The organism is uncultured Fibrobacter sp., from assembly GCF_947166265.1.
Taxonomy (GTDB): domain Bacteria; phylum Fibrobacterota; class Fibrobacteria; order Fibrobacterales; family Fibrobacteraceae; genus Fibrobacter.
Genome location: NZ_CAMVDO010000068.1, coordinates 1 through 6,683 on the forward strand (window position 1 = coordinate 1; position 6,683 = coordinate 6,683).

Genomic DNA, 6,683 nt, shown 5'->3' on the forward strand with positions numbered 1-6,683 from the left:
CGAGAAACTTACGGAGCGTCCCCTGCGACACGTTGTAGCGTGCGGAGAGTTCCTTAGAAAGCGGAAGCGGCTGCGAGGGTTTCAGGTAGCCTTGCGCAAAGTCGCGCTCGAAAGCCTTGGCGAGCTTTTCGGAGACTGTCTCGTGAACGTAGGGAACCTTGGTCCGCAGGGGAGACGTACCCCAGAAACAGCCCTTTCCCTGGATTTTGCAAATTTTTCCGGCGGATTCAAGATCGGCGAGCGCCGCCTGCACCGTGCCCGACGAAGCACCGAAGCTCTTGATCATAGTACGCACCGACGGGAGTCGGTCGCCCTCGGCGAGGTTCATGTCGAGCAAAGCCTTGATAATCCGCTGTTTCATGAGGATTAATATAATAAATGTCGCTAGAACGGGAGATCCCCGCCTGCGCGGGGATGACGAAACAGGGAATGCTGCGCTGGATCCCCTCCCTTCGGTCGAGGATGACAAAAAAGACCTGCGCAGGGGAGGTTCCTGCGCAGGCCGGGGTTGTTTGGGGTTGGATGAATTTCTAGAAGTTAAAGTCTACCTGGTAATTGGCCTTGTTGTTCGGGTTCACGTGAACGCCCTTGGCATTGACTGTGCCACGGATTTCCTTGTTCTGGAGCTTTGCGCGGTTCGTGAGAATACCCTGGGTATCGCTGCTAGAGCTCGACTGAATGTTTTGTTCGCTTTCGCTGCTAGAAGACTGCTGCTGTGTGCCGTTGGTGAATTCGGCGTCGCCAGCGGCATCCTGAGGAACCTGACCGTTGAAGCTTTCTTCTCCCTTCTTTGTAAGGGCGAGGATAACCATGCCATCTTTCGGGTAAATGTTTTTCGAGCTAATGTAGACGCGGTTCTTGTCAAATGTCCAGTTGCCCTTGAGCCAACGGGCGGTGTTGAAATCGTCAAAGTTGTCAGCCCATTCGAGCGTGAAATCGCTGCCGTTAGGACCTTTGCCCGGAGTGTAGTTATAAACTTTAACCCAGTTGATGAACTGGTATACCGGCAAAATGGCGTCGTTCCACGGACCGACCCAGCCTGCATCTTCATGAGACCAGAGATTGAATCGCAGTCCCTGTTCTTTTTTCTTTAAGTCTTCGACCTGGTTCTTGTCATTTTGGCCATTTACGGTCCTGCGGACTTCTCGGCCGTCAATTGACCAGGAAACATAATTCGGAGTCCATTCCATGGCGTAGGTATGGAATGATTCGTTTGAGGCTGGCGAAATCACGTGGCTAGGATCGGCACTTTGAATCTTGGTGTTTTCACCAGGACCGTATCCTGTAATGATGTTGGACTGGAATTTACCCGGATCCTTACCGAGAATTTCGATGTCGACTTCGACCCACGGTTCCGGGGCGCCCAGGTAGGAGTCGTTGTGGTAGAGGAACATGGAGCTGACCGTGCCGGAGCCTGCGGCCATTTTCATGCGGGCTTCGAACTTACCGTACATCCAGGTCTGTCTTGTATAGAGCTCGGCGCCGGTATAATCTCTGTCGTCTATAGTTTGTGCCATAGTTGCTACCGCCGCGATTGCGAGTACGGAAAGAGTCGTTTTAAGATGCATTATGCCTCCGATTAACACATCCACATCACCGGTAATGAATTTATAAAGAAAAAAATGACCCTGCAATATCTGCAAATGTCAAAAAGATAAATGTGTATCAACCGAACTATGAAAAGGGAGAAGTCTCTCCCTGATTTCAGCCCCGATTATTGTTGCAGAAGCAATCCAATACTGAATGAAATCGGGGCTTCCATCACCCTTTCGCCTAGGGGCTCCGCCCCTAAAACCCTAGAATTCGGGGAAATTTTTTGCTTAAAGATCCAGCGATTCCTGCACAAATGTTTCGGCGAGTGCTTTCGGAATGCTCTTGTGGAACATCTCGTAGGCGGTGCGCGTGGCGGTACGGCCACGCGGCGTTCGCGCGAGGAGCCCCTTGCGGATCAGGTACGGCTCATAGACTTCTTCGAGGGTGTCCGGCTCCTCGCCGAGCGCGGCCCCGATGGTGCCAAGCCCCACGGGGCCACCGCCGAACTTGTCGATAATCATCGAAAGAATCTTCCGGTCCATAAAGTCGAGGCCTTCTCCGTCGATTCCAAGCATTTCAAGCGTCTTGGATGCCGACATCAGGTCTATGACTCCGGTGCCGCGAACCTGAGCAACGTCCCTGCAGCGCCTGAGGACGCGGTTTGCAATACGCGGCGTTCCGCGACAGCGCCCGCTCAAGAGCTTGGCGGCATCTTCTTCGAGCCCGACATTCAAAATCTTCGCGCTTCGCATCAAGATGCTCTTGATGTCTTCGTCGTCGTAAAGTTCCAGACGGTATTGGAGGCCGAAACGGTCACGCAGCGGGCTAGTCAAGAGTCCGCTTCTGGTAGTTGCGCCCACCAGCGTAAAATGCTTGAGCGGCAGGTTCACGCTGCGGGCGGCAGGCCCCGAGTCCAGCATGATGTCGAGCCGAAAATCTTCCATGGCGGGGTAGAGGTATTCTTCTACCACGCGGTTCAGGCGGTGAATTTCGTCGATAAACAAAATGTCGTTTTCTTGCAGGCTAGTCAAGAGCCCGGCGAGGTCGCTAGCCTTTTCGAGGACGGGGCCGCTCGTAATATGGATGTTCACGCCCATTTCCTTGGCGATGATTCCCGCCAAAGTGGTCTTGCCAAGACCCGGAGGTCCGCAGAACAGGCAATGGTCCAGCGCGTCGCCACGGTGCTTGGCCGCTTCTATGGCAATCGAAAGACTTTCCTTGATGTTTTTCTGTCCGGTAAACTCGTCAAGGCTAGGCGGACGGAGCGTACGTTCTACATCGCTTTCGTCGCCCGTTCGACGTTCTGGAGAAATAATGCGCTGGTCGTCCATATTTTTTCGATTGTCATGCCCGCGAAGGCGGGCATCTCCTATTTTTAAAGGTACTTCAAGGCCTCAGGGATAAGTGCTGCGGCATCGGCTGTATCTCCAAGAATTTCGGCGGCCTTCATTACGGCCTTTTCGGCTGCGGGGTCCTTCACGCCGAGAGTATGCAGGGCAAGAACGGCCTCCATCTTTGCACCCGTAAGCGCTCCCATTCCGGTAATTCCGGAACCTTCCACGTCGCCGAGTGCCTGTAGCATGGCCCCCGCTTTCTCTTTCAGGGAGAGCACCATCTGTTCGCAGGTCTTTTTGCCGAGCCCCTTGATTTTGCCGAGGGCGCTCTTGTTGTCGCTTGCAATCATGTTTAAGAGGTCGGCGGGGGAGCTTCCGCTCAGAATGCGCTGGGCAAGCTTGGGGCCCACACCGTTTACGTCGAGCAGCATGATAAAGGTATCTTTTTCCGTCTTGTCGGCAAATCCGAAAAGCGTCATGGAATCTTCGCGAACCACGAGGTTCGTGTATAACGTGATTTCAGCCCCTTCTTCAGGGAGCTTGCCCGCTGTGAATGCCGAAATGTTGATGCCGTAACCGACACCCGCACATTCTACAACGACAAACGTAGGTGATTTCTGTACCAGAATGCCTCGGACCTGCTCGATCATAACTAATTCCTGAATTGCTCTTTTGTGCTACTGCTCAAAAATACACTTTTTTGTGCGCTCTGTCAAGTCTTTCCGAATAAAAATGTAGAATTTGGGACAAAATGGCAAATTTTTTGCTAATTGGCCTTTTTTTTGTTTATATTCATAGTTATGAATTACAGGCAGATTGATTTAAATGATTGGGAATTGCAAGGGGAAGGGGCCTTTGGCGAGAGCTATTTCTCGAAGACGGATTCGAGCATCATGCTCAAGCTCATAAAGTCAGGAAGAAACAAGGATGACTTTATCACGGAGTATGAAAACTCTCGAAAAATCGCATCTGTTGGCTTCAAGACTCCTGCGGCGATCGAAATGGTCGAAGAACCTCAATCGGGGCGCCTTGGCATTATCTATGAAAAGGTGCAGGAAAAGGTTTCGTTCACAAGGATGATTCACGACAATCCAAGCGACTTGCCGCGCATTGCCCAAATCCATGCCGAAGAAGCGAAAAAATTTCATGGCATAAACTGCGACCCCAGCCAGTTCTTGTGCTATAAAGATTCCATACGCGAGGCGATACCCAGGCTGTTCACGTTCAGAAAGTATAAGGTTATTCTGAAAGCCGCCCTAGAGCTGGTTCCCGATAGCCATGGTTGCCTGCAGTACGACTTCCAGCCGGGCAATATCGTACATTCCAACAAGACCGGTGAAAATTACTGGATTGATATGGGCGATTTCGGGTATGGGCATTACCTGTTTGATATAGCCATTCTGTATATGTTTACCCAAATTCTTTGTAAGAAAAAAGGCTTGCAGCAAATATTCCACATGACAGAACAACAGTTGCGCGACTACTGGGTAGAATTTACGGCAGCCTATTTTGGCAGGGCGATTCAGCCCGACGAAATGTTCGGAAAGAAGATCCGGCTTTACTTAGCCTTGGTGGTCACAATAAAGTACCATATGATCCCTGCGCCGGGACCTATAAAGTATATCATTTTGAACGTGATGCTTAAAAATGCTCTCAAAGGAATCTCTTTGGATAACGTTGCCGACATTATGGCAGCTGTAGTTTAGATCCTTTGATTTGAACAAACTCATTTCTTTAGAGTTTTTGTTAAATACCCGTACGGGCGAAATCCGCCTGAATAGCGAGGGTCGCCGCACCTTCGACCTCAAGGGCCGCAGCGTAGGCAAGCCGAAGGCCAAGGGAATTTACCTGAAAAAGTAAGTTCAGGTATAAACGCTTGATTTAAAGAAACGGTCCTACGGGGCCGTTTTTTTGCATATAAACTTTCTAAACTATGGATTTTTTTTTACCTTTTTTCTAAATTTGACGCTAGTTAACATAAAATGGGATGCTTTACCCTATGAAAAACATCAAAATATTCGCATTTTTAGCAATTTTCCTTCTTTCTGCGGCTGTTTCGACCGCGTGGGCGAAGGATGTCACCTTGACTTACAAAATTTCAGTGACAGGCACTATTCCACATGCCTATATTACCAATGCGGATGGTAAAACCGTTTGCGATTGGAGGAATGGCATAAAAACCCTTTGGCCTGCCAACGAAGAGCACTCCATGAACGATGGTTATGGCATCACTTTCACGCCCGATCAAGATTTGGACAAGACCGACAAAAACGAAAACAAAAAATCGACATCCACGACGGCCTTCAGGACCGAAGAAAACACGATTTTCACGGTGTCGGTGGGTCAGGGCTTTTACTTCAAAAGCGTGACGTTCAAGGAAGATGATGTCGAGAAGGCGTCTTCCTCCAACATCGCCCCAAACTCAACCTCCATCAGCGTGAGTGTTCCGAAAAACAAGTTCTTCAACTACATCACCGTGGTGCTGACGAACGATTTCCATTACATCGACGAAAACGGCAAGGAGCAAATCCGCAAGCCAGGCGAATACACCGTGCTTACCTCCTTAACCGACGTGAGCAACCTCGGAGGCGGCTGGTACGTGGTGCAGGGCGAAGTGAGTTATGGGAACTCGGTCAATTTTAGCGGTGACGCTCATCTCATCCTTGCGGACGGTGCAACACTGGAGATTGAAACTGAAGGTATATATGGAATCTATGCATCGAATAATCTGACAATTTATGGGCAGAACGGGCAAAGCGGAACTTTGAAAGTCACAGCCACTGGCACAGGCGGTTACGGCATCTACAGCTATTCTGGCGATATAACGATAAACGGCGGCAGCGTCACGGCCACTGGCAAAGAATACGGCATCTACAGCAGGGGTGGAAACATCACCCTTGGCTGGACGAACAGCACCGACTTCATCAAGGTCAGCAGCATCCATCTCGGTGTTGATTCATGCACCGTCTCCATCGCAGAGGGCAAGTCGTTCAAAGACGAAGACGGCAACGTGTATAGCGGCATGCTCACTGGCGAGCAACTTTCCGCTATTAAAAGCAAGAAACTTGAGCCTTGCTACGCAGTGACGTTCGATGCTCAGAACGGCGACGACCCCATAATGCTTTTGACTACTTTCGACGAAAACGGCGTTGCTCACGTCAAAAAGCCCAACGACCCGATTCGCAGCGGTTTCACGTTTGAGGGATGGTTTACCGCCAAAGACGGCAACACAGAATTCGACTTTACCAAAGCAGTCACGGAGAACACGACCGCCTACGCACATTGGAATGAGAATACGCCTGTCGAATACATTGACGAAAACGGCGGAACAAAGAAAACCCAGAATTACATTTTGCTCACTAATGGCATAAATGTGGATAACCTCCCCGGCGGCTGGTACGTGGTTGAAGGCGAGGTGAAATACACGAGCCAAGTCACGTTTAACGGTGACGCACATCTCATCCTTGCGGACGATGCAACGATAGAGATTAAAAGTGAAGACTTCGGAATCTACGCCAATGAAAATCTGACCATTTACGGGCAGGGCGGGCAAAGTGGAACTTTGAATGTCACGGCCCTTGACGAAATCGGGGGCACCTCCAGCAGCAGCACCGGAGTCTTCAGCGCCGGCAATATCACGATAAACGGCGGCAGCGTCACGGCCACTAGTACAAACGGTGTCGGCATCTACAGTGATAACGGAGTCACAATAAGCGGCGGCAGCGTCACGGCCTATGGCTACTACGACGGCATCTACAGTTATAACGGCGGAGTCACAATAAGCGGCGGCAGCGTCACGGCCACTGGCAACTACAA

The 6,683-nt window shown here is 50.6% G+C and carries 6 protein-coding genes; 2 read left to right on the forward strand and 4 right to left on the reverse strand.

From position 1 onward, the window contains the following. From Q0W37_RS14880 to ruvA, 4 genes are all read right to left on the reverse strand, one after another. Nucleotides 1-361 (reverse strand): GntR family transcriptional regulator (locus Q0W37_RS14880; protein WP_297702332.1); only part of this gene is annotated, 361 nt, incomplete at its 3' end. Nucleotides 362-530: 169 nt separating this feature from the next. Continuing rightward, nucleotides 531-1,568, reverse strand: a complete 1,038-nt coding sequence (locus Q0W37_RS14885; RefSeq protein WP_297702333.1) for a glycoside hydrolase family 16 protein — start codon at nt 1,566-1,568, stop codon at nt 531-533. 252 nt (nt 1,569-1,820) lie between these two features. Then, complete coding sequence (gene ruvB / locus Q0W37_RS14890) at nt 1,821-2,864, reverse strand: Holliday junction branch migration DNA helicase RuvB (protein WP_297702334.1); 1,044 nt, start codon at nt 2,862-2,864, stop codon at nt 1,821-1,823. Nucleotides 2,865-2,908: 44 nt separating this feature from the next. Then, nucleotides 2,909-3,517 (reverse strand): Holliday junction branch migration protein RuvA, encoded by a 609-nt coding sequence (gene ruvA, locus Q0W37_RS14895; RefSeq protein ID WP_297702335.1) that lies wholly within the window; start codon nt 3,515-3,517, stop codon nt 2,909-2,911. 150 nt (nt 3,518-3,667) lie between these two features. Here ruvA and Q0W37_RS14900 point away from each other — a divergent pair, with 150 nt between their 5' ends. Together Q0W37_RS14900 and Q0W37_RS14905 are read left to right on the forward strand one after the other, a co-directional pair. Next, nucleotides 3,668-4,573, forward strand: a complete 906-nt coding sequence (locus tag Q0W37_RS14900) for a TIGR02172 family protein (protein ID WP_297702336.1) — start codon at nt 3,668-3,670, stop codon at nt 4,571-4,573. Nucleotides 4,574-4,866: 293 nt separating this feature from the next. Continuing rightward, nucleotides 4,867-6,683, forward strand: a 1,817-nt coding sequence (locus Q0W37_RS14905; RefSeq protein ID WP_297702337.1) for an InlB B-repeat-containing protein, incomplete at its 3' end; no start/stop codon positions are given.

Bases quoted from the DNA above. Each gene is read 5' to 3' on its own strand.
- Q0W37_RS14885 (WP_297702333.1), bottom strand. From the start codon at position 1,568: ATGCATCTTAAAACGACTCTTTCCGTACTCGCAATCGCGGCGGTAGCA.
- ruvB (WP_297702334.1), bottom strand. From the start codon at position 2,864: ATGGACGACCAGCGCATTATTTCTCCAGAACGTCGAACGGGCGACGAA.
- ruvA (WP_297702335.1), bottom strand. From the start codon at position 3,517: ATGATCGAGCAGGTCCGAGGCATTCTGGTACAGAAATCACCTACGTTT.
- Q0W37_RS14900 (WP_297702336.1), top strand. From the start codon at position 3,668: ATGAATTACAGGCAGATTGATTTAAATGATTGGGAATTGCAAGGGGAA.